Here is a 24,311-nt window from a genome sequence, read left to right on the forward strand (position 1 = left end):
TGGTGACTGTTCGGCCGCGGACAGCGAAGGGGGCCGTCATGGGTGAGCAGCTTCGAACCGTGCTGCGCCACGTCGCCTACCCGTTCCTGCTGGTCGCCCTGGTGGGGATAGCCGTCGCGGCCCTGCGTCTGCGCTGGGACCTCGACCGGGTGAACCAGCTCTTCCTGCTCGGCGTGATCGCTTTCATGGCGCTGCTCGAACGTTTGATTCCGTACGAACCGGAATGGTTCCCGAGTGCGCGCGAGTGGGGCTGGTACGGCGTCTACTTCCTGCTGACGATGATCGGCGGGGCACTTTCCCAGGTGCCCGTGGCGGCCCTCGTCGGCTGGTTGGCCCCGCCCCGGTCGGCACTGCCGCCCTGGGTGGAGATCCCGGCCGCCCTGCTGCTCGGATCGCTGGCCAACTACCTGGTCCACCGCTGGTGCCACACCAGTCCGCTGCTCTGGCGGCTGCACGGGGTCCACCACGTGCCCGACAAGGTGAACGTCGGCAACAACGGGGTCAACCACCTGCTGGACGTGCTGCTCACCCAGGGCGCCGTCCAGCTCGCGCTGGCCGCGGCCGGGTTCTCGCTGCCGACGGTGTTCGTGGTGGGCCTGTTCGTCGTCGCCCAGGGGTACTTCGTGCACGCCAACATCGATGTCCGGATCGGCCCGCTCAACCACGTGCTCGCCGGTCCCGAGCAGCACCGCCTGCACCACAGCACCGATCTGGCGGAGGCCGGGCACTACGGCTCCGACCTGTCGCTGTGGGACCACGCGTTCGGCAGCTTCACCTGGCGGCCCGGCCGCCGGCCGCTCGCCGTGGGGCTGGCGAACCCGGCCGACTTCCCCGCCACCGGCCGGGTGGTCGCGAGCCACCTCCAGGCCTGGCGCCGCCCCGCCCGGGCCGAGCGGTCCCCGACCGGTACCGCCTGAGCCGCCCCCGTCCCGCCACCACCGACCACCGTCCCGCCCCCTCCCGCCCCCGCTCTGTCCCAGTTCCCCCTCCCGACCGGCTCGCCCCTGCGGCCGACCCGGCTTCCGGCCTGCCCGGAACCCGGCGCGCGGCCGCTTTCCCCCGGCGCGCGCGGCGCTCCCGCAGCCCGCCCGCGCGCGCGAACGCAGCGACCCAAGGACTCGACTCCTATGACGGATTCCCGCTTCGTCACCTCCCCGGACCTCCTCGAACCCTCCGAACGCCCCGTCCCCGGCGGCCCCTCGGCCGCGCCAGGCACCGGACGGGAGAAGATCGCGATCATCGGGATCGGCTGCCGCCTGCCGGGCGGGGCGAGCGACCACCGCTCCTACTGGCAGAACCTCCTCGACGGCAAGGACTGCATCACCCCGACCCCGCGCAGCCGCTACGACGTCGCCACCCTCGGCAGCCGGGACAAGGCCAAGCCCGGCCGGCTGGTCGGCGGCCGGGGCGGCTACATCGACGGCTTCGACGAGTTCGACCCGGCGTTCTTCGGCATCAGCGGCCGGGAGGCCGACCACATGGACCCGCAGCAGCGGAAGCTGCTGGAGGTGGCCTGGGAGGCGCTGGAGGACGGCGGACAGAAGCCGGCCGAACTGGCCGGCCGTGAGGTCGGCGTCTACGTCGGCGCGTTCACCCTGGACTACAAGATCGTCCAGTTCTCGGACCTCTCCTTCGACACCCTCGCCGCGCACACCGCCACCGGCACCATGATGACGATGGTGTCGAACCGCATCTCGCACTGCTTCGACTTCCGCGGCCCCAGCGTCTCCCTCGACACCGCCTGCTCCTCCTCCCTGGTCGCCGTCCACCTCGCCGTGCAGAGCCTGCAACGCGGCGAGACCGACCTCGCCCTGGCCGGTGGCACCCTGCTGCACATCGCCCCGCAGTACACGATCGCGGAGACCAAGGGCGGCTTCCTCTCCCCGCAGGGCCGCTCCCGCACCTTCGACGCGGCGGCCGACGGCTACGTCCGGGCCGAGGGCGTCGCGGTGGTCGCGCTCAAACGGCTCTCCGACGCGCTGCGCGACGGCGACCCGGTCCACGCCGTCGTCATCGGCAGCGGAGTCAACCAGGACGGCCGCACCAACGGCATCACCGTGCCCAACCCGGATGCCCAGGTCACCCTGATCGAGCGGGTCTGCGCCGAGGCCGGGATCGTCCCCGGCAGCCTCCAGTACGTCGAGGCGCACGGCACCTCCACCCCGGTCGGCGACCCGATCGAGGCGGGCGCCCTGGCCCGGGCCCTCGCCGTCGGGCGCCGCCCGGGCGACAAGTGCTACGTCGGCTCGGTCAAGACCAACATCGGGCACACCGAGTCGGCCTCCGGGCTGGCCGGGCTGATCAAGACCGCGCTCGCCCTCAAGCACCGGACCGTGCCGCCGCACATCAATCTGGAGCGGCTCAACCCGGCGATCGACCCGGCCGCCCTGCCGTTCGAGATCCCCACCGAGGTCACCCCCTGGCCGGCCCACGAGGGCCCGGCCCGGGCCGGGGTCAACTCCTTCGGCTTCGGCGGTACCAACGCCCACGTCCTGCTGGAGGCCGCGCCGGAGCCGTCACCGGCCCCCGTACCCGCGCCGGCCGACGCCACCGCCACTGCCACCACCACCGCTGCCGACGCCGACGCCGCCGCCGCCGACGCCACCGCCGCTGCCGGGACCACCGAGCACGGACCGGCCGCGGGGAGGCCGCTCTGGACGGTGCTGCCGCTGACCGCCAGGGAGGCAGCCGCCCTGCCCGAACTCGCGGCCGGCGTCCAGGCCGAACTGGCCGGCGTCCGCGGCGGCAGTCCGGCCCGCCCGGCGGACCTCGGCCACACCCTCGCCCACCGCCGCCAGCACCACGACGCCCGGCTCTCGGTCGTCTACGACGCCCGCGAGCACGCCGCCCGCGCCTCGCTCGACGAGGCACTCACCGCCCATCTGCGCGGCGAACCGCACCCCCGGGTCCTCACCGGCCACCGCCGTGAGGCCCGGCACCGCCGACTCGCCTGGGTCTTCACCGGGATGGGCCCGCAGTGGTGGGCGATGGGCCGCCGGCTCCTCGCCACCGAACCGGTCTACCGGGAGGCCGTCGAGTCGTGCGCCGAGCACCTCGCCGAGCTGGCCGGCTGGTCCCTGATCGACGAGCTCACCGCCGACGAGGCGGACTCCCGGATGGCCGAGACCTGGCTCGCCCAGCCCGCCAACTTCGCCGTCCAGACCGGCCTGGCCGCGCTCTGGCGCAGCCGGGGCGTGCGGCCGGACGCGATCGTCGGCCACTCCACCGGCGAGGTCGCCGCCTTCTACGAGGCCGGTGTCTACGACCTCGCCGACGCGGTCAAGGTGGTGTTCCACCGCAGCCGGCTCCAGCAGGAACTGGCCGGCACCGGCGGCATGCTCGCGGTCTCGCTCACCGAGGCCGAGGCGCTGCGCCGGATCCGCCCGTACGGGAGCGCGGTCTCGGTCGCCGCCGTGAACAGCCCCACCGCGCTCACCCTCGCCGGAGACGCCCCCGCCCTCGCCGAACTGGCCGCCGCGCTCACCGCCGAGCAGGTCTTCGCCCGGCCGCTGACCGTCGAAGTCCCGTACCACAGCGCCCGAATGGAGTTGATCAAGGACGAGCTGCTGGAGTCGCTCGCCGACATCAAGGCCCGCCCGGTGCAGACCCCGCTCTACCTCACCGGCCGCGAGGGCACCGCGCGCGGCACCGAGCTGGACGCCGGGTACTGGTGGCACAACGTCCGCGACAGCGTCCGCTTCCGGCAGGCCGTGGAGCGGCTCGCCGACGACGGCTACGGCCTGTTCCTGGAGATCGGCCCGCACCCGGTGCTCGGCCGCTCGATCCAGGAGACCGTGGAGGCCCACCCGGGCACGGCCGACCGGCCCGAGCCGCGGACGCTGCCCTCGATCCGCCGCCAGGAGGACGAGCAGGCCACCTTCACCGCCTCGCTGGCCGCGCTCCACAACCTCGGCGTCGAGGTCGACTGGTCGGTGCTCCAGCCCGCCGGGCGGATCGTCCCGCTGCCCCGCTACCCGTTCCGGCGCGACCGGCACTGGGTGGAGCCGAGGGCGGTCGCCGAGGTCCGGCAGGGGCTGGTCGACCACCCGCTGCTCGGCCGCCGGCTGCCCGGGGCCGAACCGGCCTGGGAGGCCCGGCTGGACGCCGAGGCCCTGCCCTATCTGGAGGACCACCGGATCCAGGGCGACGTGGTGTTCCCGGCCGCGGGCTATCTGGAGATGGCCGTCCAGGCGGTCCGCGCGCTCACCGGCGGGACGGACGCCGCCCTGGCCGACATCGAGCTGCGCAAGGCCCTGCTGCTGCCGGACGACGAGAGCCGCGCCGTCCGGCTCACCCTCTGCGCCGAGCAGGGCGCCTTCACCGTCGCCACCGGCGAGGGCCGCGAGCGCACCGTGCACGCCGTCGGCACCGTCCGTCCCGGCCAGCGCCGGCGGCCCGGCCGGCCGCTGGACGCGGAGGCGGTCCGCGGGCGGGCGTCGCGCCGGCTCGCCGGGCCGGACTGCTACGCCGGGCTCGCCGCGCTCGGCTACCACTACGGCCCCGCCTTCCAGGGCATCGAGGAGGTCTGGATCGGCCCCGGCGAGGCACTCGCCCGGATCCGCCCGCCCGCCCGGGTCGCCGGGCAGGGCGAGCACCACCAGGTGCACCCGGTGGTGATGGACGCCTTCTTCCAGACCCTGCTGACGCCCCAGCTGCTGGCCGGCCGCCCGGCGGACGGCCGGGGGATCCGGTTGCCGGTGGCGATCGCGGAGGTCCGGCTGGACGCGGTCGGCGACCGCCCGCTCTGGGTGCACGCCACCATCACCCGGGACGCCGGTGCCGAACTCCTCGGCGACCTCGCGGTGTACGAGGAGGAGGGCGCGCCGCTCGGCGGGATCACCGGCTTCCGGGCCGCCGACGTCGAGCGGGCCGCCACCGCGGTCGGCCTCGGCACCATCGACGGCTGGCTCGCCGAACCGGCCTGGACGGAGCTGCCGGCCGCCGGTGACGCCCCGGACCTGCTGGCCGAACACCCCGACCACTGGCTGCTGTTCGCCGACGGCGGCGGGGTCGCGGACGCCCTGGCCGAGCGGATCGCCGCGCGCGGCGGCAGCTGCCTGCGGATCCGCCCCGGCACCGGCTACCGGGCCGCCGCCGACGGCCTCCCGGCCACCGTGGAGCCCGGCTCGGCCGAGGACCTGGCCCGGCTGCTCGCCGCCCGGCGGGCCGAGGGCTTCCCCGACCCGGCCGCCGTGGTCCACCTGTGGAACCTCGACCGCCCCGGGCTCGCCACCGCCGACCCCGCCACCGTGGCCGGCCACACCGCCCCCGGCGCCTACAGCCTGGTCACGCTCGCCGCCCTGCTGGCGGGCGAACTCCCCGACTGCCGCCTCCATGTGGTCACCCGGGCCGCGCAGGCCACCGCCCCCGGCGAGCCCGTCGAGCCCCTCGCCGCCCCGGCCTGGGGCATCACCCGGGTCCTGCGGCACCAGGAACTCCCCACCCATCAGGGCAAACTCGTCGACCTCCCCGCCCGCACCACCGCCACCGGAACTGGCACAGCCACCGGCACCGGAACTGCCACAGCCACCGGCGCAGGCACAGCCGCCGAGGCGGCGGACGCGGAGGCGGCGGACGCGGAGGCGGCGGACGCGGAGGCCGAGGCGCTGCTGCGCGAGTTCGCGCTGGCCGACGAGGACGAGATCGCGCTGCGCGGCGGCCGGCGGCTGACCAGCCGGCTCCGGACCGCCGAGGGGCTCAGCCGCCCGCTGGCGCCGCGGCTGCGGGCGGACGGCGCCTACCTGGTGACCGGCGCGTTCGGGGCGCTCGGGCAGCTGCTCTGCCGCACGCTGGTGAAGCGCGGCGCCCGGCGGCTGATCCTGCTCGGACGCAGCACACCGCCGCCGCGCGAGCAGTGGCGGACGCTCGACCCGGAGAGCCGCGACGGGCAGCGGGCGGCCTTCCTGCGCGAGCTGGAGGAGCTCGGTGCCGAGGTCGTCCCGGCCGCGCTGGACGTCACCGACGAGCCCGCGCTGGCCGCCTGGCTGGCCGAGTACCGCCGGCTGGACCGGCCGCCGGTCCGGGGCGTCTTCCACCTCGCCGGGCAGGTCAGGGACACCCTGGTGGGCGAGCTGGACCGGTCGGCCTTCGACACCGTGTACGGCCCCAAGGTGCTCGGCGCGTTCGCCCTGCACCGGCAGCTGGCCGGGGAGCCGATCGACCACTTCGTGCTGTTCGCCTCGATCGCCTCCCTGCTGACCACCGCCGGCCAGACCAACTACGCCGCCGGCAACGCCTTCCTGGACGCCCTCGCCCATCACCGCCGCGCGCTCGGCCTGCCCGCGCTGAGCCTGGACTGGGGCCCGTGGGCCACCGGGATGATCGAGGAGCTCGGCCTGATCGACCACTACCGGCACAGCCGGGGCATGAGCTCGCTCGCCCCGGAGACGGGTATGGCCGTGCTGGAGCGGGTGCTCGGCCAGGACCGGGCCCAGCTGCTGGTGGCCACCGTGGTCGACTGGCCGGTCTTCCTCTCCTGGTACCCGGCCCCGCCGCCGTTGGTGACCGAACTCGCCGCGGCCGCCCGGGAGTCCGCCCCGACCGTCGAGCGGACCGGTCTGCTCGACACCCTGCGGACGGCCGGCGAGGAGGAGCGGCGGGCGCTGCTCACCGAGCTGTTCACCGAGCTGGCCGCCACCGTACTGAGGGTGCCGGCCGACCGGATCGACCCGGCCGCCGGCCTCGGCGGCCTCGGTCTGGACTCGCTGCTGGCGATGGAGCTGCGGGCCCGGCTGAGCGGCGAGCTGGGGGTCACCCTCCCGGTGGTGGCGCTGCTCGGGAACGCACCGGTGGCCGAGCTGGTCGCCCGGCTGCACGAGTCGCTGACCGAGCTGCTGGACGAGGAGCCCGCCGGTCCGGGGGTCGCGGTCGAGCGCTACGAGGACGAGTCCGCCCATCCGCTGACCCACAACCAGAAGGCGCTCTGGTTCCTGAAGCAGCTCAACCCGGACGGCTTCGCCTACAACATCGGCGGCGCGGTCGAGGTGCGGGTGGAGCTGGAGCCCGAGCTGATGGCGGTGGCCTTCCGGGCGATGGTCGAGCGCCACCCGAGCCTGCGGGCGAACTTCGTGCTCGACGGCGGCCGGGCGGTGCAGCGGATCTCCGCCGAGGTGGAGCCGGACTTCGACGTCTTCGACGTCGAGCACCTGGCCTGGGACGACATCCACGCGATGATCGTCCGCGAGTACCGCCGGCCGTACGACCTGGAGCGGGACCCGCTGGTGCGGTTCCGGCTGTTCCGGCGCGGCCCGGCCCGCTGGGTGATCATGAAGGCCGTCCACCACATCATCTCGGACGCGATCTCCACCTTCACCTTCATCGAGGAGCTGCTGGCCGTCTACGAGGGGCTGCGCCGGGGCCGGGCGCCCGAGCTGCCCCCGGTCGCCGCCCGCTACCTGGACTTCCTCAACCGGCAGAACGCCTTCCTGGCCGGCCGCGAGGCACCCAGGATGCTGGAGTACTGGCGCTCGCACCTGCCGGCCGAGGTGCCGCTGCTCAGCCTGCCGACCGACAAGCCCCGTCCGGCGGTGCAGACCCACAACGGCGCCTCCGAGTTCTTCGTCCTGGACGAGGAGCTCAGCGCCCGGGTCCACGCGCTGGCCCGCGCGCACAACGTCACCGTCTTCATGGTGCTGCTCAGCGCCTACTACCTGCTGCTGCACGCCTACGCGGGCCAGGAGGACATCATCGTCGGCAGCCCGGTCACGGGCCGCACCGACGAGGAGTTCGCCGGCGTCTACGGCTACTTCGTCAACCCGCTGCCGCTGCACGTCTCGCTGGCCGGCGGGCCGACGGTGGCCGAACTGCTGGAGCGGGTGCGGACCACCGTGCTCGGCGGGCTGGACCACCAGGAGTACCCGTTCGTGCTGCTGGTGGAGCAGCTCGGACTGCAGCACGACCCGAGCCGCTCGGCGGTCTTCCAGGCGATGTTCATCCTGCTGCACCACAAGGTGGCCACCGAGAAGTACGGCTACCACCTGGAGTACATCGAACTCCCCGAGGAGGAAGGGCAGTTCGACCTCACCCTGTCCGCCTACGAGGACGAGGCGGAGCGCCGCTTCCACTGCGTCTTCAAGTACAACACCGACCTCTTCCTGCCCGCGACGACGGCGCGGATGGCGCGCCACTACGTCAATCTGCTCGACGCGCTGACCACGGCCGGGCCGGAGCGGGCGGCCACCGGGCTGGAACTGCTCGGCGAGCGGGAGCGGGCCGTGGTGCTCCACGAGTGGAGCGGGGCCGACCGGCGGGTGCCGTTCGCCGAGCCGGTCCACGAGCTGGTGCTGCGCGCGGCGGCGGCCGACCCGGCGGCGCCCGCGGTGGCGGTGCCGCCCGAGTCCGGTCCGACGGCCCGGCTGACGTACGGCGAGCTGGCCGGGCGCTCCCGGCGGGCCGCCGTCCGGCTGCGGGCGCTCGGCGCCGGTCCGGGCACGGTGGTCGCGCTCTGCCTGGAGAAGTCGCCGGAGCTGATCGTGGCGCTGCTCGCGGTGCTCCGTACCGGCGCGGCCTACCTGCCGCTGGACCCGGGCCACCCGGTGGAGCGGCTGGCGTACCTGGTCGGCGACACCGGCGCCGGGCTGCTGGTCGGCGACGACCGCGAGCGGCTCGGCGGGCTGCCGGCCCGGCTGGTCACCACCGCCGAACTCGGCGCGGACGGCTCCACCGGCGACGACGGGTCCATCGGCGACGACGGGTCCACCGGCGACGGCGGCTCCACCGACGACGACGGCTTCGCCGACGTGCCGGTGGGCCTCGACGATCCGGCCTACGTCATCCACACCTCCGGCTCCACCGGGCGGCCGAAGGCGGTGCGGGTCTCCCACGGCAACCTCGCCTCGGCGTACCGGGCCTGGCAGGCCGAGTACCGCTTGGACACCGACGCCCGGACGCACCTCCAGATGGCCGGCCCCGCCTTCGACGTCTTCACCGGCGACGTGGTCCGCGCGCTGTGCTCCGGCGGCACCCTGGTGCTGGTCGGCCGGGAGCTGCTGTTCAACACCGCCAGGCTGTACGAGGTGATGCGCACCGAACGGGTGGACGCCGCGGAGTTCGTCCCGGCGGTGGTCCGCACCGTGCTGGACCACTGCGAACGCACCGGGCAGGACCTGGCGTTCATGCGGCTGCTGGTGGTCGGCTCGGACGTCTGGAAGGTCGAGGAGTACCGGCGGCTGGGCGCCCTGTGCGGCCCGCGGACCAGGCTGGTCAACTCCTACGGGCTCACCGAGACCACCATCGACAGCGCGTACTTCGAGGGGCCGGCGGACGGGCTGGAGCCCAGCCGGATGGTCCCGATCGGGCGGCCGTTCCCGAACAGCGCCTTCTACCTGCTCGACGCCCAGGGGCGGCCGGTCCCGCCCGGGGTGACCGGGGAGCTGTGGATCGGCGGCTCCGGCGTGTCGCTCGGCTACCTCGGCGACGAGGAGCAGACCGCGCGGCGCTTCGCCACCCTGCCGCTCGGCGGCGCCGACGGCACCGAGCCGGTCCGGCTCTACCGCACCGGGGACCTCGCCCGCTGGGACGCCGACGGCGGGGTGCATTTGCTCGGCCGGGCCGACTCCCAGATCAAGGTGCGCGGCCACCGGATCGAGCTGGGCGAGATCGAGACCCGGCTGGCCGAATGGCCCGAGCTGGCCCGGGCGGTGGTCACCGTCCGGTCGGACCGCGGCGGCGAGCACGTGCTCTGCGCGTACTGCGTACCGGCGCCCGGCCGGACCTTCGACCACCGGGCGCTGCGCCGCCACCTGGCCGGGCAGCTGCCGACCTTCATGATCCCGACCCACTTCACCGAACTGCCCGCGCTGCCGCTCACCGCCAACGGCAAGGTGGACGTGGCGGCGCTGCCCGAGCCCCGTACGGACGCCGCCGAGGCCGCCGAGCCTCCGGTCACCCTCTACGAGGTCCGGATGGCCGATCACTGGCGTGCGCTGCTCGGTATCGAGGAGCCGGGCCTCCAGCACGACTTCTTCGAGTCGGGCGGGTCCTCGATCAGACTGATCGAGCTGATCCACGGGCTCCAGGCCGAGTTCAACATCAGCATCCCGGTCAGCCAGCTGTTCAAGGTCACCACCCTGCACGGGATGGCGAAGACCGTGGAGCACATCATCACCGGCCGGATCGAGGGCGCCCAGCCCTACCTGGGCTTCAACCAGGAGCAGCGGCAGACGCTGTTCTGCTTCCCGCCGGCCGGCGGCCACGGGCTGGTGTACCGGCAATTCGCGGCACACCTGCCGGAATACCGCACGATCGCCTTCAACTACGTGTCGGGGGACGACAAGATCGACCAGTACGCCGACCTGGTCGAGGCGCTCCAGCCGGAGGGCCCGTGCGCGCTGCTCGGCTACTCGCTCGGCGGCAACCTCGCCTTCGAGGTCGCCAAGGAGCTGGAGCGGCGCGGCCGCGCGGTGCCCAATGTGGTGATCATGGACTCGCACCGGATCCCGGAGTCCTTCGACCTCGCCGACGAGCACCTCCAGGCCTTCGAGACCGAGCTCGCCGAACACCTCCACCGGCACACCGGATCCGCCGCCGTCGCCCGGGAGACCCGCGAACAGGCCCGGGACTACCTGCGGTTCTGCAGCCGCACCCCCAACCACGGGGTGGTCGCCGCCGCGCTCAGCGTGATCTCCGACGACGAGAAGGTGGCGCTGTACGAGGCCGGCCGGGACGGCGCCTGGCACGGCAGCTCGGCCACCCGGACGGCGGTCTTCAAGGGCTTCGGCACCCATGCCGAGATGCTCGACCGCGAGTTCATCGCCCACAACGCCGGGCTCGCCCGGTCGATCCTCACCGGAGCCGCCACCCATGCGTCCTGAGACGGCCCCCGGGCGGGCCCCGGGCCTGCCCGCCCCCGCACGACAGACAGCCCCCGCACGAGAGACGGTCGCCGCACGCGAGACGGTCCCCGCACGCGAGGCGGCCCCCGCACGAGAGACGGATCCGACCATGCTCCGGCAGCACCCGCCGCTGACCTATCCGTTCGAGCCCAACGGCCTCGAACTCGACCCCCGCTACGCCGAGCTGCGCGATCAGCCGCTGGCCCGGATCCGGATGCCCTACGGCGACGGCGCCTGGCTGGCCACCCGGTACGAGGACGTCCGGTCGGTGCTCGCCGACCCGAGGTTCAGCCTGGCCGCCGCGATGGGCGAGGACCAGCCCCGGATGCGCCCGGTGTCCCGCACCGGCGCCGGCCTGTTCTCCACCGAACCGCCCGAGCACACCCGGCTGCGCTCGCTGGTGGCCAAGGAGTTCAGCGCCCGCCGGGTGGAGCGGCTGCGGATCCGGGCCGGGGAGCTGGCCGACGAGCTGCTCGACGGCATCCTCGCCGCGGGCAGCCCGGCCGACCTGGTCGAGGACTTCGCGATCCCGATGCCGACCACCATCATCTGCGAGGTGCTCGGCATCCCCGCCGAGGACCACCGGATGCTCTGGCAGTGGGCGGAGACGGTGCTCTCCGCCGTCACCCCGGGCGAGGTGCTCGCGGTCGAGGGGCGGGCGTTCATCGACTACATGGCCGGGGTGCTGGAGCTGCGCGGTCGCGAGCCGGGCGACGACCTCCTCACCACGCTGGTCCGGGCCTGCCGCGAGCAGCGGCTGATCGGCGAGGAGGAACTCCTCTCCATCGCCTGCGACCTGCTGATCGCCGGCTTCGTCTCCACCACCAACCAGATCGGCAACTTCTTCCACCAGCTGCTGGTCAATCCCGAGGACCTGGCGCGGCTGCGGGAACGGCCCGAGCTGATCCCCAGGGCGGTCGAGGAGCTGATGCGCTACGTGCCGCTGCTCACCGGTTTCAGCCTGCCCCGGTACGCCACCGCGGACGTCGAGCTGGGCGGGGTGGTGATCCGCGCCGGCGAGGCGGTGATGATCGCGACCGCCGCCGCCAACCGGGACCCGGAGGTGTTCGAGGAGCCGGAGCGGCTGGTCCTCGACCGGCCGGGCAACCCGCACATCGGCTTCGGCCACGGCGTGCACTACTGCATCGGCGCGCACCTCGCCCGGCTGGAGCTCCAGGTGGCGATCGAGCGGGTGCTGACCCGCCTGCCCGGCCTGCGGCTGGCCGTCCCCGAGCGCGAACTGCGCTGGAAGGAGGCCTCGATGGTGAACGGCCTCCAGGCGCTCCCGATCGCCTGGTGACCGCCGCCGCGGGCGGCACCACCAGGCAGCACCAGGCACCTCCAGGCAATCCAGGCGAGCCAGGCAAGCCAGGCAAGGCAAGGCAAGGACCACGAGGAAGGCCAGAGATGGCACGGCAGAAAGACACCGCACCCCGGCGGGAGTCGATGATCATCATCGGCGGCGGCCTCGGCGGCCTGTCCACCGGGTGCTACGCCCGGATGAACGGCTACCGCACCAGGATCTTCGAGATGCACGAGATCCCCGGCGGCTCCTGCACCGGCTGGGACCGCAGCGACTTCACCTTCGACTGGTGCATCAGCTGGCTGCTCGGCAACGGGCCGGGCAACGAGATGTACCAGATCTGGCTCGAACTGGGCGCGCTCCAGGGCAAGGAGATGCGGCACTTCGACGTCTTCAACATCGTCCGGGGCCGGGACGGCCGGTCGGTCCGCTTCTACTCCGACCCGGACCGGCTGGAGGCGCACCTGCTCGGCCTGTCGCCGGCCGACGCCGCCCCGATCCGCGAGTTCTGCGCCGGGATCCGCACCTTCCGCAGGGCGCTCGCGGCCTACCCGTTCCTCAAGCCGGTCGGGCTGATGGGCCGGCTGGAGCGCTGGCGGATGCTGGCCTCCTTCGCCCCCCACTTCAACACCATCCGCAAGTCGATCACGCTGCTGATGACGGACTTCTCGGAGCGGTTCCGCGACCCGCTGCTGCGCGAGGCGTTCAACTTCATCCTCTACGAGAAGCACCCGGCCTTCCCGGTGCTGCCGTTCTACTTCCAGCTCGCCTCGCACGCCAACCACGCCGCGGGGGTGCCGGAGGGCGGTTCGCTGGCCCTGGCCCGGTCGATCGAGGAGCGCTACCTCGGGCTCGGCGGCGAGATCACCTACAACGCCAAGGTCGAGGAGATCCTGGTCGAGCGGGACCGCGCGGTGGGTGTGCGGCTCAGCGACGGCCGGGAGTTCCGCGCCGACATCGTGGTGTCGGCCGCCGACGGCCACACCACCGTGATGAAGCTGCTCAAGGGCCAGTACCTCAACGACACCTACCGGCGGCTCTACACCTCGCTGATCGACGAGCCGGGCCAGCTGTCGCCCGGGTACGTGTCGCTCTTCCTGGGGCTGCGCAAGCCGTTCCCCGAGGGCGACCCGTGCACCACCCACCTGCTGGGCGAGCGGGAGACGGCCGAGCTGACCGGGATCCGCTGCCCCTCGGTGAACGTGCAGTTCCGCACCCGGCACTACCCGGAGCTGGCGCCGGAGAACTCCACCGTGGTGTTCGCGACGTACTTCTCCGACATCGCCCCCTGGCGGGCGCTGCACGAGGGCCCCGAGCAGTCCTCCCGGGTGCGGCGCGGCGAGGAACTGCACACCCTGCCGGTCAAGCACGGCCGGGAGTACATGGCGGCCAAGCGGCGGGTCCGCAACGGCATCGTCGGCTTCCTGGACGAGCGGTACCCGGGATTCAAGGACGCGGTGGCCGTCGCCGACGTGTCCACCCCGCTGACCCAGGTCCGCTACACGGGCGTCTACGACGGCACCTTCCCCGGCTGGAACCCCTTCGTGGAGGGTGCCGAGACGGTGGAGGAGGAGATCAAGAAGAGCGGTCCGGTGCTGCCCGGGCTGTCGAACTTCTACCTCTCCGGGGTCTGGGCGACCATCGGCGGGCTGATCCGGGCGGCCGCCGCCGGGCGGCACGTCATGCAGTTCGTCTGCCGGGACGACGGGGTGGAGTTCACCGCCGAGATCGACCGGAGCGCCCCGATGCCGACCCACCTGGTCATCCCGGTGGGCCGGCCCGCGGAGCCGGCCCGGCGGACAGTGCCGAAGGCCGCCGGAAAGGCCGCCGGAAAGGCCGCGGGGAAGGCCGTCGGGAACGCGGACGGCGCGGGCGGCAAGGACGACGAGAGCAGCGAGGACAACGAGAACGTGCAGACAGGAGCCCTGGCATGAGGATCGAGAAGTGGGTGGTCCGGGAGCACCTGGACGGTGTGCCCGACGTCAACCGCGTCTACGAGAAGGTCGTGGAGGACGTCCGGATCGACCTGCGGCCGGACGAGATGCTCTTCCGGACCAGGTACGTCTCGGTGGACCCGTACCAGAACGGCCTGGCGCTGGAGACGCCGATCGGCCACCACATGGGCGCCGACTCGATCATGGAGGTGGTCGAGGCCGGTCCGGCGGCGGCGTTCGCGGTCGGCGACCTGGTGCAGGGCTTCGGCGGCTGGCGCACCCACGTCGTCCACAACGGCGCCGAGGAGCTGTGGACGACCGGCATCTTCCCGATGGTGTTCCCGGCCTACCGCCGGCTCGACCCGTCCTGGTACGACGAGCGGCTGCCGGTGTCCAGCGCGCTCGGCATCATGGGCGCGCCCGGGATGACGGCCTGGGGCACGCTCGGCCGCTTCCTGGAGGTCCGGCCCGGCGACACCGTGGTGGTCAGCGGCGCCTCCGGCTCGATCGGCACCCTGGTGGGCCAGTTGGCGAAGCGGGCCGGCGCCGGACGGGTGGTCGGTACCACCGGCTCGCCGGGCAAGGCCGAGTACCTGCGCGAGCTGGGCTTCGACGAGGTGGTGCTCTACACCCAGGGCGACGACGCGGAGAAGGCCCGGCAGGCGCTGCTGCTCGCCGCGCCGGACGGTGTCGACCGGTACTTCGACAACCTGGGCGGCACGGTCACCGACGCGGTGTTCACCATGCTGAACGTGGACAGCCGGGTGGCGGTCTGCTGGCAGTGGGCGACCACGGTGAACGGTGAGCTGACCGGGCCGAGGCTGCTGCCGTACATCATGTTCCCGCGCACCACGATCCGCGGCATCTTCGCCCAGGAGTGGTTCACCGAGCCGCTGTTGAGGCAGATGCACCAGGAGCTGGGCGGGCTGGTCCGGAGCGGGGAGATCCGCTACCACCAGACCGTGCACAAGGGCTTCGACGAGATCCCGGCGGCCTACCGCAGCCTCTACCTGGACCGCGAGCGCAACCGGGGCAAGGTGCTGGTCGAGGTCTGACCCGGCCGAAACCGGGCCCGACTCAGGCCCGACTCAGACCCGACCCAGGCCCGATCGAAGCCCGGCCGGGGCCCGACTCGGGTCGGGTCCGGTCCGCCGGCGGGAGGGGTGCCCCTCCCGCCGGCGGCGGATCACTCGTCGTCGAGGTCGAGGTCGATGTCGAAGCCGCCCGCGTCCGAGCCGTCCGGGGTGCCGCTGAGCGCGAACCCCTGACGGCGCGCCTCGTAGCAGGCCACCGTGGCGGCCGCGGAGACGTTCAGCGAGCCGACCCGGCCCAGCTGCGGCACGAACACCACCTGGTCGCAGAGGGCGAGCGCGTCCGCCGTGATCCCCCGGTCCTCGTGGCCCAGCACGAAGGCGACGGCCGGGGTCAGCCCGGCGGCGAACAGCGGCACCGCCTCGTCGGCGAGTTCGAGGCCGACCACCTTGAAGCCGTCGGCCTTCGCCGCGGCCACCGCCTCGGCGACGGTGGGGAAGTGCTCCACCTTCAGGTACTTGTCGGTGCCCATCGCGGCCTTCTGGGCGCCGGACGAGCGCACCGACGGGGTGTCACCGGTCAGGTAGAGCTTCTCGGCGCCCATCGCGGCGCCGGTCCGGACCACCGAGCCGACGTTGAACGGCGACTGGAGGTTCTCCAGGATCATCGCGAGCCGGAACTCGTTGCCACGCCGCCAGGAGCGGTGCAGCCGCTTCAGTTCGGTCCCGCGGAGCTGCTTCACGACGTCGTCCCTCGTCCACTCTCGGGGCCCTCGCCCGCCGTCGGGCGGGGCCGCGCTTCCAGAATCCGGAACCCGTTGACCGAGGTCAGCCGGGTGGTCGGCCAGCCGTGCTCGTTCAGCCACTTCTGCAGCGAGTCCGAGCCGAGGTGCTTCTGCACCACCAGGAAGGCCGAGCCGTCCGGGGTGAGCCGGTCCAGCCACTGCTCCAGCAGCCGGCGCAGCGCCGCCTTGCCGATCCGGATCGGCGGGTTGGAGTAGATCGCCGCGAACCGCAGTTCGGCCGGGACCTCCTCCGGCAGCGCGGCGTGCACATTGCCCAGGCCCAGCGACCCGGCGTTGTCCCGGACCAGGTCCAGGGCGCGGCCGTTGACGTCCACCGCCCAGACCGGGAGCCGCTTGCGGCGGCTCGCCCAGGTCAGCGCGATCGGGCCGTAGCCGCAGCCGATGTCCAGGATCGGGCCGCGCACCCGGGGCGGCGGCGCCTCCTCCAGCAGGATCCGGGTGCCCGGGTCCAACCGGCTGCGGGAGAAGACGCCCGCGTCGGTGCTGAGCTCCAGGGTGAGGTCCGGCAGGGTGACCGTGATCGGGCGGCGCTCGCTGGCGACCTCGGGTGCACCGGAGAAGTAGTGCGAGCCGGACATGCGTTTTCCCCGTCGTTCGTAAGGGCCTCGGGGCCACCGGGAGGTGTGGGTAAGCCCTGCTGGTACGGCTCCGATCGTACCCCGGTGCCCGGCGGGGCCGGTGTCCCGCGCGGGCGGGGGTCAGGGCGCCCCGGGGGTCCTGCGGGTGGCGATGTTGATCCGGTTCCAGGCGTTGACGGTGAAGCAGAGCGAGATCAGCCGGGCCAGCTCCGCCTCGGGGAAGAGCTCGGCGGCCCGCTCGTACACCGCGTCGGAGACGCCGTCGCCGATGCGGGTGATCTGCTCGGCCAGCGCGAGGGCGGCCCGTTCGCGCTCGCTGTAGACGCCCTCGGGGGCCTCGCGCCAGACCGGGAGCAGATAGATCCGCTCGTCGCTCTCGCCGGCCTTGCGGGCGTCCTTGACGTGCATGTCCAGGCAGTAGGCGCAGCCGTTCAGCTGGGAGGAGCGCACCTGCACCAGTTCGACCAGCGCCGGGTCGAGGCCCTCGCGGGCGGCGGCGTCCAGGGCGATCATCGCCCGGAACACCTTGGGTGCGGTGCGGGCGAAGTCGAGGCGGGGGGCGGACCGGGGAGTGGCGGTGTTCGTCATGGGTACGAGCCTAGGAACGACGTGCACCCCGGCCATGGTGCATTCCGGGCCCGTTTTCCGGGGTCAATCGCCGGGGCGGGCAACACGCCGGGGGCCCGGCGGCGCGTCGCGTCGGGCCGGTGGCCGACGGATACTGCGAGTACCCCGGCGAGCAGGGCCCACGGGCGGGGGGAAGCCTCCGAGGAACCTTCGAGGAACGAGGACGGACACCATGCCGCAGAACCGCGAGGACTACCTGGACGAGGTCGACGAGGCCGACGCGGCCGTGGAGGCTGTGGAGTCGGAGGACGAGGCGGCGGAGGACGAGTACGACGAGCTGGCCGAGCGCCGCGCACTGGGCGCGGACCCGGCCACCGAGGTCGCGGACGTCGCCGAGCAGAGCCGGATCGTCCCGCTGGACGAGGACGAGTACCGGGAGTAGCCGCACCCCGGGCGGACCCGGGTGGCCCCGGCTAGAGCGCCCCGCGGCGCTGGAGCCAGGTGAACGCCGCCCAGCCGGGGAGCACCGGCAGGACGAAGGTGAGCAGCCGGAAGAGCACGACGGCCGCCGCCGCGCCGCCGTCCTCCATCGAGGGGTCCAGCTCCAGCAGGCCCACCAGCGCGCCGTCCACGAAGCCCACCCCGCCGGGGGTCGGGGCCGCGTTCCCGGCCGCGTTGCCGACCAGGAACACCACGCCGACCGAGGCGAAGGCCGGTTCCCGCCCGACTGCCCGGGCGCAGCAGTACAGGCAGGCGATCAGGGTCAGCGACACCAGCAGCTGACCGGTGAAGCCGACCGCCAGCCGCCCCGGGTTGCGCAGCAGTTCCACCAGCCGGGGCAGCACCTCGGCGGTCAGCGGGCGCAGCCGGGCGGCCAGCCAGCGCCGGGCCGGCGGCACCGCGGACACCGAGGCGAGCAGGACGCCCGCCACCGCGAGGCCGCCGGCCACGGCCTGCAGGGCGTCCAGTTCCGAGCTGCCGGGCTGGACACCGGTCAGGTAGACGAACGCGCCGAGCTGGAGCAGGTGCAGGACCAGGCCGAGCAGCTGGCCCGCACCGACGCTGGACAGGGCCTGCGCGGTCGGGATGCCGGCCCGCTGGAGGAAGCGGGTGTTCAGCGCGACGCCGCCGACCCCGCCGGGGGAGACCAGCTTGACGAAGGACCCGGCCACCTGGGCGAGCACCGCGTTGCGGAAGTCCAGCCGCTCGGGGACGAAGCCGACGAAGCCCATCGCTCCCGCGACATGGCCGGCGGCCGCTGCCAGCACGGCGAGGGCGAGCCAGAACGGGTCGGCGTCGGCGACGGTCGCGATCGGGTTCTGCTCGGTAGCGAACAGCTGCGGCAGCAGCAGCCACCCGGCCACCACGCCGCCGACCACGGCGAGCAGGGTGCGGGGGCGGAGCCGCTCCAGCCGGACCGGCCGGACGGGAGCCTGCGGGCGGCTGCGGAGCACCTCGGCGCGGATCCCGTCCAGCAGGTCGGGGCCAGGTCCCGCGGCGGGCGCGGGAGCGGCGGCGGGCGCCGCCGGGCCGGTGCGCTGCGGGGGCACCCGGGGCCCGGCCGTCTCGGCGCCGCGACGGGCGGCCTGCTTGAGGGCCGCCCGGGTGCCGGGGGCCAGCGCGATCGGCTGGAGCAGCGGCAGGGCGGCGGCCACCGCGTCCGGGCCGAGCACCGACACCGCGGCGCGCACCGAGCGCTCGGCCCCGGTGCGCAGCGCGAGCGTGGTGAGCAGCTGGGCGATGTCGCTGAGCAGCACCAGCTCCCCGGCCGCGATGTCCCCGTCCGCGAGGCCGACCAGGTGCACCACCCCCGCCGGGTCGACCAGCAGCGCGGAGGGGACCAGCGCGCGGTGCGCGATGGCGCGCCGCTGGAGCAGCGCCAGCTGGCCCCAGACGTCGACGAGCAGCGCGTCGGTGACCTCCTCGTCGGCCAGTTCGTCCAGGGTGCGGCCGGGCAGCCGCCGGTAGGCGACCAGCGCGGCGTCCCGGCCGAGTTCGGCGGTGGCGGCGACCGGGCGGGTGCGGACCCCGGCGGCGACGGTCGCGTAGGAGACCAGGGCCTCGTGCTCCAGGCCGGTGCGCAGTGAGCGCAGCGCGCGCGGGTGCGGGGCGGTGCGCAGTCGCAGTCGGCGCCAGGCCCGCTGCACCAGGGCGGCGGTGACCGCCTGCCGGTCGAGCAGCTGGACGTCCAGGTCGGGGTGGTCGCCGCGCTGGCGGACCAGGTAGCGGTCCGGGCCGTCCGGGGTGACGGAGACCGGGTGCAGACCGGCCTCGCGCAGGCTGTGCAGCAGTTGTCCGGGCCGGGGCCGTGGGTCCGGGGTGCCGACGGCCCAGCGGGTGCCGTGGGCGGCCGTCCAGCCGATCAGCACGCCGAGCAGCAGCGCGGTCGGGGTGGCCGCCCCGGCGGCGATGCCGGCCAGTGCGGACAGGGTGAGGACGGTCCACGGCACCCGGCGTTCGCGGGCCGCGGAGGCGGTGAGGAAGGCCAGGACGGGCGCCAGGTAGCCGTAGACCGGCTCGGTGTGGGCGAGCGGGGCGCCGGGCAGCGGCCGGGTCAGCGCGGAGACCAGGGGGAACGGCGCGGGGCCGTCGATCCACAGCGCGAAGAGGAGGGTGACGCCGTACGCCAGCGTGGCAGCGAGCACGCCGTCGGCGAGCTGCTGGAGGACGTGCCGCCGGTCGGTCCCGGGGGCGAGCAGCCGGCGGGCGGCCGAGCAGCCGGGCAGGAGCAGCAGGGCCGCGGTGGTGAGGCCGGTGGCGACGCCGCCCAGCGGGTGCGGGACCAGGGCGGCGGCGCCGCCGACGTCCTCGGCGAGGCCGTTGGTGGTGGCGCGGGCGTAGTCGGCGGACAGCAGGGTCAGGGCGATCACGACGAGGCCCGCGAGCAGCCGGATCAGCGCGGCCGGCTGCCGGAGCCGGCCGGTGGCGGCTATGCCGGGGAGGCCGGGCGGGGGCAGGCGGCCGCCCGTCGTTCCGCCCTCTGCGTCGTCCGAGGTGCCGGCCCCGGTGCCGCCGCCCGTCCCGCCCCCCGTGCTGTCGTCCGTGCCTTCGACCGTGCCGCCGGTCCTGTCACTTGTCGCGTTCCCCGCCGCATCCGCCACGGATGGCATGCTCCCACGAGCCCCCGGCAGCGTGTCTCGGGGCGCGGGGCGGCCCCGCCCTCACTACCCTGCGTCCCATGAGCGCCTGCGAAGACCTCGCCGCCGCACCCCGGGACCTCGCGCCCCTGCCACCCCTGGACGGCTGCGCCGACTGCCTGGCGCAGGGGCGCCGGGACTGGGTGCATCTGCGGCTCTGCCTGGACTGCGGCCACATCGGCTGCTGCGACTTCTCGCCGCAGCGGCATGCCACCGCGCACTTCCACAACAGTTCCCATCCGGTGATCCGCTCCTACGAGCCGGGGGAGGACTGGCGCTGGTGCTACGTCCACGAGCTCATCGGGTGACGTTCCGGCCGGGCCGACGTTCCGGCCGGGTTGACGTCCGGGTGCCCATGGGTTGAGGTGTAACTCCCGACAGATCTGGACATAACGCCCGTACGACCCTCGGTCGGTGCCTGTCCGGCCGACGGCCGCCGAAGGGAGCCGACGATGACCGAGCAAAGAGCGGGAAGCCCTCACCGGCTCCGCCGCGGTACCCAGGAGCTGCTGGAGCGCCGGGGGATGGCCACGATGCCGATCGCGCTCCCGCCCCGTCCGGCCGGTACCGCGCGGGCCGCCACCGGATCCGCGAGCGCCGCCTTCCGGCACGGTGGCCGGGACTCCGCGACCGCCGTCCCGCACTCCGCGCCCGCGCACCACGCCGAGCTCAAGGGCCACCGCCACCGCGGGGCCGAGAAGCACAGCGCGCACTGAACCGGCCGCGCGCCCCGGCCGCGCGCCCCGGCCGCCGTCCTGACCTGCGGTCAGGGCCGGTCCGGGGCGCGCGGCGGCGTTGTCGGTGGCCTGCGGTACGTTCGGGGCGATCGACGGCGGCGGGCGAACGGGGGCACGGGCGATGACCGAGCTGGTGACGGAGGAGCCGGTCGAGCTCCAGCTGGAGCGGTACCGGACGGAGTTGACCGGGTACTGCTACCGCATGCTCGGCTCGGTCTTCGAGGCCGAGGACGCCGTCCAGGACACCATGGTCCGGGCCTGGCGCGGGCACCGGGGCTTCGAGGGCCGTGCCGCGCTGCGCTCCTGGCTCTACCGGATCGCCACCAACGTCTGTCTGGACGCGCTGAACGGCCGCAACGCCCGGGCCCGGCCGATGGACCTGGCCGGCCCGTCCACCGTGGCCACCGCGACCGACGCCCAGCTGCCCGAGATCACCTGGCTGGGACCGGCGCCGGACGGGCGGGTGCTGCCCGAGACCGGCGATCCGGCCGAGGTGGCCGCGCAGCGCGACTCGGTGCGACTGGCCTTCGTCGCCGCCCTCCAGCGGCTGGCGCCCCGGCAGCGGGCGGTGCTGATCCTGCGCGAGGTGCTCGGCTGGCGGGCCAACGAGGTCGCCGAACTGCTCGGCGTCACCGTCGCCTCGGTGAACAGCGCGCTCCAGCGGGCCCGGGCCGCGCTCGCCGCCGACCCCGCCGCGAGCCGCCCGGCCCCGACCCTGGACGAGGACCACCGGGCCCTGCTGGCCCGGTACGTCGCCGCCTTCGAGGCGTACGACATGGACGGCCTGGCGGAGCTGCTGCGCGAGGACGTCACGCTCAACATGCCGCCGTTCGCGCTCTGGCTGACCGGGCACGCGGACATCCGGGAGTGGATGCTCGGCCCCGGGCACGGCTGCCGGGGCTCCCGGCTGGTCCCGGTGGTGGCCAACGGCAGCCCGGCCTTCGGGCAGTACCGGCCGAGCCCGGAGGGCGGGCACGAGCCGTGGGCGCTGATCGTGCTGGAGGTGTCAGCGGGCCGGATCACCGGGGTCACCAACTTCCTCGACACCGAGGTGCTCTTCCCGCTGTTCGGCCTGCCGCCCCGACTGGAGGCCGAGGAGTAGTCCGTCCTCCTCACCTTCCCGGCTGTTCTGCCCGCCGTCCTGTCCGTCGTCCTGTTCGACGAGGAGGACGGCGGCCAGCCCGCTGAACGCGAGCAGTTCGCGCAGCGGGCCGCCGGCGTTGCGCAGGACGAGCCGCACGCCGTGCCGGGCCGCGGCGCGCCGCAGCCGGGCCAGGGCGTCGACCACGGCCAGGTCGGGGGCGGTCAGCGCGCCCAGGTCACAGATCAGCGGATGGGTGGCGGATGTCCGGGTCTCGGTCTTCACCGAGGGGAGACCGCTCCGGCGCTCGGGGCTCATCGGCCCGCCGGAGAATTCCTCGGAAGAACTTCGCCGGGGAGCGATGAGTTTCCGCCGGACCCCCGGTCTACCCCTGTGGAAGCGCGGCACCGGCCGCGCCCGTACCGAGCAGAGGAAACCGCCACCATGACCGAGAACCTCGGCACCCTGTCCATCGTCCGCGAGCTGCCGGCCGCCCCGGCCGAGGTGTTCCGGGCCTACGTCGAGCCCGAGCAGTTCGTCCGCTTCTGGGGCCCGGTCGGCACCACCGTCCCGCTGGACACCGTGACCATCGAGCCGGAGGCGGGCGGGCGCTTCGACAGCACGATGCTGGTGGAGGCCACCGGCGACCGCTACCCGATGCGCGGCCGGTTCACGGCGGTCCGCGAGGGCGAGCTGCTGGAGTTCGTGGAGGAGGGCGTCGGCCTCACCGGCCGGATCACCCTCACCGACCTCGGCGACGGCCGGACCGAGGTGCGGATGGAGCAGGAGAACGTCCCGGCGGCGTACCTGGGCCCGGAGGCCGAGGCGGGCATCAACTCCAGCTTCGACCGGCTGGTCGAGCACCTCGCGGCCCGTCGCTGAGGCAGGCGGGGCCCGGCTGGCAGAGTGGGGCGCACATCGTCCCAGAGCCCGAGGAGGGCCCGCCGTGCCGGTCGAGCCGTTGAAGTCCCGTGAAGAGTGGTTGGCCTCGTTGCCGCGGATCTACGCAGCGGCGGGGTGCGTCCTGCGGGACGTGTCCGGACGGATCCTGCTGGTGAAGGCCGGGTACCGGGAGCACTGGCAGTTCCCGGGCGGGACGATCGACCTGGGAGAGGGGCCGGCCGAGTGCGCGGCCAGGGAGCTGCTGGAGGAGACCGGCATCGTCCGCGAGGCCGGCGAGCTGCTGGCCATCTCCTGGACCCACCCCTCGGGCGAACTCGACCACCCGGCCGAGCACTTCCTCTTCGACTTCGGCAGCGTCCCGGACGGCACCCCCGTGACCGTCCCGGCCGGCGAACTCGACGACCACCGCTGGGTCGAGGACCGGGAGGCGCTCGAACTCCTCGGCCCGGCAAGGTCGTTGCGGCTGCGCGCGGCGCTGGAGGCGCAGGCCGACGGCCGGGTGCGGATCGTCACCACGCACGTGTCGGGTTTCTGACCGCGACCGGTGTCCGCGGTCCTGCCCGGTGTCCCGGGGGAGCGCCCGTCCCGCGACCCCCGGAACGGTCCGGTCACGCCCGCTCGGCGCCGGTGCCGTCGGTGCCCGGGGCGATGAACGCGGCGAGGATCTCGACCACGAAGCGCTCGGTCTCGTCCTTCTCCACGCCGAGGTCGTTCAGCACCCCGGCGCCGTTCTCCAGCTCCAGCAGGGCGAGCAGGATGTGCTCGGTGCCGACGTAGTTGTGACCGAGTTTCAGCGCCTCCCGGAAGGTCAGCTCCAGCGCCTTCTTCCCCCGGGCGTCGTACGGGATCAGCGCCGGCACCTCGGCGGCCGGGGCGGGCAGCGCCGCCGTCGCGGCGGTCCGCAGCGACTCCGGGGTGACGCCCTGCGCGGCGAGCGCCCGCGCGGCCAGGCCGTCGGGCTCGACCAGCAGCCCCAGCAGCAGGTGCTCGGCCCCGATCCCGTCGTTGCCGGCCCGGCGGGCCTCCTCCTGGGAGGCCATCACCACATGCCGGGCCCGGTCGGTGAACCGGCCGAAGCCCTGGCTGGGGTCGAGGTCGTTGGGCGTGGCCGGGTCCTTGGGCACGAAGCGCTTCTGGGCGGCCTGCTTGCTGACGCCCATGCTGTGGCCGATGTCGGTCCAGGAGGCGCCGGAGCGGCGGGCCTGGTCGACGAAGTGGCCGATCAGGTGGTCCGCGAGCTCGCCGAGGTGGTCGGCCGCGATGACGGCGTCCGAGAGCTGGTCGAGCGCGTCCGGGTGGAGCTTCTTGATCGCGTCGATCAGGTCGTCGAGGCGCAGCGGAGTGCTCTTGGGAACGATCGGATTCTCCATGTCGTCAACCGTAGGTTGTCGATGGCGGATCG

General features: G+C 74.1%; 17 protein-coding genes. 11 read left to right on the forward strand and 6 right to left on the reverse strand.

The features are described from left to right. Positions 1-38 precede the first annotated feature (38 nt). From SM793_RS12260 to SM793_RS12280, 5 genes are all read left to right on the forward strand, one after another. Positions 39-917, forward strand: coding sequence for a sterol desaturase family protein (locus SM793_RS12260; protein ID WP_320438154.1), 879 nt, complete (start codon positions 39-41; stop codon positions 915-917). A 210-nt stretch (positions 918-1,127) separates the two neighbouring features. Next, positions 1,128-10,811 carry a non-ribosomal peptide synthetase/type I polyketide synthase gene (locus SM793_RS12265; protein ID WP_320438155.1) on the forward strand — a complete coding sequence of 3,228 codons (9,684 nt, stop codon included), beginning with the start codon at positions 1,128-1,130 and terminating at the stop codon, positions 10,809-10,811. A 130-nt stretch (positions 10,812-10,941) separates the two neighbouring features. Beyond that, the gene (locus SM793_RS12270; RefSeq protein ID WP_320438156.1) at positions 10,942-12,132 is read left to right on the forward strand and encodes a cytochrome P450; all 1,191 of its coding nucleotides are present in this window, start codon (positions 10,942-10,944) and stop codon (positions 12,130-12,132) included. Positions 12,133-12,239: 107 nt separating this feature from the next. Next, positions 12,240-14,069, forward strand: coding sequence for an NAD(P)/FAD-dependent oxidoreductase (locus tag SM793_RS12275; RefSeq protein ID WP_320438157.1), 1,830 nt, complete (start codon positions 12,240-12,242; stop codon positions 14,067-14,069). Further along, positions 14,066-15,124, forward strand: a complete 1,059-nt coding sequence (locus SM793_RS12280) for an NADP-dependent oxidoreductase (RefSeq protein WP_320438158.1) — start codon at positions 14,066-14,068, stop codon at positions 15,122-15,124. The genes SM793_RS12275 and SM793_RS12280 overlap by 4 nt, the downstream gene beginning before the upstream one ends. 131 nt (positions 15,125-15,255) lie before the next feature. On the opposite strand, the gene SM793_RS12285 is transcribed toward SM793_RS12280, so the two are convergent. From SM793_RS12285 to SM793_RS12295, 3 genes are all read right to left on the reverse strand, one after another. Then, on the reverse strand, positions 15,256-15,843 hold the full coding sequence (locus SM793_RS12285) for a TrmH family RNA methyltransferase (protein ID WP_320438159.1): 588 nt from the start codon (positions 15,841-15,843) through the stop codon (positions 15,256-15,258). Next, a complete protein-coding gene (locus SM793_RS12290) occupies positions 15,840-16,484 on the reverse strand; it encodes a class I SAM-dependent methyltransferase (protein ID WP_320438160.1) in 645 nt (214 codons plus the stop codon). Before SM793_RS12290 ends, SM793_RS12285 begins: the two co-directional genes overlap by 4 nt. A 120-nt stretch (positions 16,485-16,604) precedes the next feature. Continuing rightward, a complete protein-coding gene (locus SM793_RS12295; protein WP_320438161.1) occupies positions 16,605-17,072 on the reverse strand; it encodes a carboxymuconolactone decarboxylase family protein in 468 nt (155 codons plus the stop codon). Positions 17,073-17,283: 211 nt separating this feature from the next. Here SM793_RS12295 and SM793_RS12300 point away from each other — a divergent pair, with 211 nt between their 5' ends. Then, positions 17,284-17,493 carry a hypothetical protein gene (locus SM793_RS12300; protein ID WP_320438162.1) on the forward strand — a complete coding sequence of 70 codons (210 nt, stop codon included), beginning with the start codon at positions 17,284-17,286 and terminating at the stop codon, positions 17,491-17,493. 31 nt (positions 17,494-17,524) lie between these two features. On the opposite strand, the gene SM793_RS12305 is transcribed toward SM793_RS12300, so the two are convergent. Continuing rightward, positions 17,525-20,152 carry a lysylphosphatidylglycerol synthase transmembrane domain-containing protein gene (locus SM793_RS12305; protein ID WP_320438163.1) on the reverse strand — a complete coding sequence of 876 codons (2,628 nt, stop codon included), beginning with the start codon at positions 20,150-20,152 and terminating at the stop codon, positions 17,525-17,527. A 77-nt stretch (positions 20,153-20,229) separates the two neighbouring features. Here SM793_RS12305 and SM793_RS12310 point away from each other — a divergent pair, with 77 nt between their 5' ends. The 3 genes from SM793_RS12310 to SM793_RS12320 all read left to right on the forward strand — a co-directional run bounded on the left by SM793_RS12310 (position 20,230) and on the right by SM793_RS12320 (position 22,027). Beyond that, a complete protein-coding gene (locus SM793_RS12310) occupies positions 20,230-20,496 on the forward strand; it encodes a UBP-type zinc finger domain-containing protein (protein WP_320438164.1) in 267 nt (88 codons plus the stop codon). A 144-nt stretch (positions 20,497-20,640) separates the two neighbouring features. Next, a complete protein-coding gene (locus SM793_RS12315) occupies positions 20,641-20,904 on the forward strand; it encodes a hypothetical protein (protein ID WP_320438165.1) in 264 nt (87 codons plus the stop codon). 142 nt (positions 20,905-21,046) lie between these two features. Next, positions 21,047-22,027 (forward strand): sigma-70 family RNA polymerase sigma factor, encoded by a 981-nt coding sequence (locus SM793_RS12320; RefSeq protein ID WP_320438166.1) that lies wholly within the window; start codon positions 21,047-21,049, stop codon positions 22,025-22,027. Here the strand turns inward: SM793_RS12320 and SM793_RS12325 are convergent. Further along, a complete protein-coding gene (locus SM793_RS12325) occupies positions 21,932-22,324 on the reverse strand; it encodes an STAS domain-containing protein (protein ID WP_320438167.1) in 393 nt (130 codons plus the stop codon). The two genes, SM793_RS12320 and SM793_RS12325, sit on opposite strands and share 96 nt — an antisense overlap. Before the next feature lie 126 nt (positions 22,325-22,450). On the opposite strand from SM793_RS12325, the gene SM793_RS12330 reads away from it, so the two are divergent. Continuing rightward, positions 22,451-22,888 carry an SRPBCC domain-containing protein gene (locus SM793_RS12330; RefSeq protein ID WP_320438168.1) on the forward strand — a complete coding sequence of 146 codons (438 nt, stop codon included), beginning with the start codon at positions 22,451-22,453 and terminating at the stop codon, positions 22,886-22,888. A gap of 64 nt (positions 22,889-22,952) precedes the next feature. Then, on the forward strand, positions 22,953-23,444 hold the full coding sequence (locus tag SM793_RS12335; protein ID WP_320438169.1) for an NUDIX hydrolase: 492 nt from the start codon (positions 22,953-22,955) through the stop codon (positions 23,442-23,444). 73 nt (positions 23,445-23,517) lie between these two features. Here SM793_RS12335 and SM793_RS12340 read toward each other — a convergent pair whose 3' ends face one another. Further along, positions 23,518-24,279: a Clp protease N-terminal domain-containing protein gene (locus tag SM793_RS12340; protein WP_320438170.1), complete on the reverse strand. Its 762-nt coding sequence runs from the start codon at positions 24,277-24,279 to the stop codon at positions 23,518-23,520. Between the last annotated feature and the right edge of the window lie 32 nt (positions 24,280-24,311).

It is taken from the genome of Kitasatospora purpeofusca (assembly GCF_034043715.1).
In the GTDB taxonomy this organism is placed as follows: domain Bacteria; phylum Actinomycetota; class Actinomycetes; order Streptomycetales; family Streptomycetaceae; genus Kitasatospora; species Kitasatospora purpeofusca_A.

Coding starts and splice junctions, on each gene's coding strand:
- SM793_RS12280 (WP_320438158.1), top strand. CDS start 14,066: ATGAGGATCGAGAAGTGGGTGGTCCGGGAGCACCTGGACGGTGTGCCC.
- SM793_RS12315 (WP_320438165.1), top strand. CDS start 20,641: ATGACCGAGCAAAGAGCGGGAAGCCCTCACCGGCTCCGCCGCGGTACC.
- SM793_RS12310 (WP_320438164.1), top strand. CDS start 20,230: ATGAGCGCCTGCGAAGACCTCGCCGCCGCACCCCGGGACCTCGCGCCC.
- SM793_RS12300 (WP_320438162.1), top strand. CDS start 17,284: ATGCCGCAGAACCGCGAGGACTACCTGGACGAGGTCGACGAGGCCGAC.
- SM793_RS12270 (WP_320438156.1), top strand. CDS start 10,942: ATGCTCCGGCAGCACCCGCCGCTGACCTATCCGTTCGAGCCCAACGGC.
- SM793_RS12260 (WP_320438154.1), top strand. CDS start 39: ATGGGTGAGCAGCTTCGAACCGTGCTGCGCCACGTCGCCTACCCGTTC.
- SM793_RS12295 (WP_320438161.1), bottom strand. CDS start 17,072: ATGACGAACACCGCCACTCCCCGGTCCGCCCCCCGCCTCGACTTCGCC.
- SM793_RS12330 (WP_320438168.1), top strand. CDS start 22,451: ATGACCGAGAACCTCGGCACCCTGTCCATCGTCCGCGAGCTGCCGGCC.
- SM793_RS12275 (WP_320438157.1), top strand. CDS start 12,240: ATGGCACGGCAGAAAGACACCGCACCCCGGCGGGAGTCGATGATCATC.
- SM793_RS12265 (WP_320438155.1), top strand. CDS start 1,128: ATGACGGATTCCCGCTTCGTCACCTCCCCGGACCTCCTCGAACCCTCC.
- SM793_RS12325 (WP_320438167.1), bottom strand. CDS start 22,324: ATGAGCCCCGAGCGCCGGAGCGGTCTCCCCTCGGTGAAGACCGAGACC.
- SM793_RS12320 (WP_320438166.1), top strand. CDS start 21,047: ATGACCGAGCTGGTGACGGAGGAGCCGGTCGAGCTCCAGCTGGAGCGG.
- SM793_RS12290 (WP_320438160.1), bottom strand. CDS start 16,484: ATGTCCGGCTCGCACTACTTCTCCGGTGCACCCGAGGTCGCCAGCGAG.
- SM793_RS12340 (WP_320438170.1), bottom strand. CDS start 24,279: ATGGAGAATCCGATCGTTCCCAAGAGCACTCCGCTGCGCCTCGACGAC.